Source organism: Pseudomonas sp. H26/SER47-MNA-CIBAN-0231 (genome assembly GCF_040310465.1).
Taxonomy (GTDB): Bacteria; Pseudomonadota; Gammaproteobacteria; order Pseudomonadales; family Pseudomonadaceae; genus Aquipseudomonas; species Aquipseudomonas atacamensis.
Genome location: NZ_JBEOPW010000130.1, coordinates 1 through 254, shown reverse-complemented (window position 1 = coordinate 254; position 254 = coordinate 1). Strand labels below are relative to the sequence as shown.

Genomic DNA, 254 nt, shown 5'->3' with positions numbered 1-254 from the left:
GAGTTCGCTCAAGGCCGACGATTGCGTGCGTGAGGCGCACGAGGCGGCCCAGGCACTGGAAGCCATCGCTGGCGCAGTCGCACAGATGCGCGAAAGCAACACGCAGATCGCCGTTGCCGCCGAGCAACAGAGCCAGGTCGCCGAAGAGCTCAACCGCTCGGTTACCGGCATCCGCGACGTCACGGAACGCACCGTGGAGCAGACCGTAAGCTCAGCCAGCACCAGTGCCGAGCTGGCCACGCTGTCCACCGATC

At 66.1% G+C, this 254-nt stretch carries 1 pseudogene; it reads left to right on the top strand.

The annotated features are described in order from the left end of the window. Positions 1–254, top strand: a pseudogene (locus AAEZ10_RS27560) (methyl-accepting chemotaxis protein); the annotation flags it as partial.